We start from the raw sequence: 1395 nt of genomic DNA, 5'->3' as shown, positions 1-1395 counted from the left end.
CGTCTGGTTCGGTTGCGGGGCAGGGGTCGGTTGCAGGTGGTGCAGGTGCCGGTCCAGCCCTTCAGTAGGTCCTGGAGGAGGTCCAGGACCTGGTAGAGGGTCAGGCCGGCGTGTGGACTTTTGGGTCGAGCCGCCTGAGGGTGAGGAATGCCTGGGCGGCGGTGACGAGGGTGACGTGGTGGTGCCAGCCGCGCCAGGTGCGGCCCTCGAAGTGGTCCAGGCCGAGACCGTGCTTGAGCTCGCGATAGTCGTGCTCGATGCGCCAGCGCATCTTCGCCCACCGCACCAACTCGGCAACGGGAGTCTGGGGCGGCAGGTTCGATATCCAGAAACCTGTCGGAGTCTCCTGGTCGGCAGGCCACTCGACCAGGACGGTGGAAGTGGGCAGGACACCGTCCCACTGGTTGCGTCCGCCGCCTGCCGCTTGGGCGGCGGCCAGGGACTGCTTGCCCGCCGGCCGAAGGGCCAGGACCGCGAACCGTGAGGTCATCGTGCCTTTGCTGCCCTGCCGCCAGGCCATCTCGGTGAAGTGGCCCGCGGCAGCGGCCTCGGCCGCATGGAGGGAGAGCGCTCGCGGCGCCGTCCGGTAGCGGGCGAGCGTCGGCGGGCCCAGTCCTGCGTAATCCGGCTGGTATGGCTCGATGTTCAGCTCGTGGGCGACTTCCTTCCCGGTCAGTGCCAGCACATAGGACAGGCCCCGCTCCTCCAGGCCGTGGCGGAAGGGGGTGCTGACGCCGTAACCCGCGTCGGCGACCACGACCGGGGCTCTCAGCCCCCACTCGCTCACGTTGTCCAGCAGCCCGAGCGCGAGGCGCCACTTCTCCTGATGGACGGTGCGGTCGGGGATGCCGGCCCGGCGGCAGCGGCCCGGCTCGTCCGTCCACTCCCGGGGCAGATACAACTGCCAGTCCAGCGGACAGGACGCAGTATCGGTCGCAGCGTGGACACTGACCGCGACCTGGCAGTTCGCCCGCTTCCCAAGGGCTCCGCAGTACTGGCGGGCGACCCCGGCCGAGGCCCGGCCGCACTTGGGAAACGAGACGTCGTCGATCACCCACGCCTGTGGCGTGATCGCCTCGGACAGTCTCCGGGCGATCCGTCGCCGCACCGGCAACGGATCCCACGGCGACTGGTTCACGAACTGCTGCAGGGCCTGCATGTTCCCGTCCGGCATCCGCTCGGCCATCGGCTGGATCGACTTACGCCGACCGTCCAGCATCAGGCCCCGCAGATAACACGCACCCCACCGCCGCTGATCCCGCCGCGGCAACGACCCGAACACATCACCCACGAACTCCGCCAGCTCACCCCGGAGCCGCTCGACATCCCCCAGCTTCACACACCAAAGGATGCCCAACACCAGGAAAGATCACTCAAGGTAACGAAGCACTACTA

Annotated in this window: 1 protein-coding gene; it reads right to left on the bottom strand. The window is 68.7% G+C overall.

Annotation, left to right across the window (positions count from 1 at the left end; genetic code table 11):
* Window positions 1-100: 100 nt before the first annotated feature.
* Window positions 101-1339 carry an IS701 family transposase gene (locus QNO07_RS27440; RefSeq protein WP_283995247.1) on the bottom strand — a complete coding sequence of 413 codons (1239 nt, stop codon included), beginning with the start codon at window positions 1337-1339 and terminating at the stop codon, window positions 101-103.
* Window positions 1340-1395: the final 56 nt, after the last annotated feature.

It is taken from the genome of Streptomyces sp. 549 (assembly GCF_030124175.1).
GTDB lineage: Bacteria > Actinomycetota > Actinomycetes > Streptomycetales > Streptomycetaceae > Streptomyces.
The sequence above is the reverse complement of the archived record's forward strand: the minus strand, read 5'-3'. Positions and strand labels throughout refer to the sequence as shown.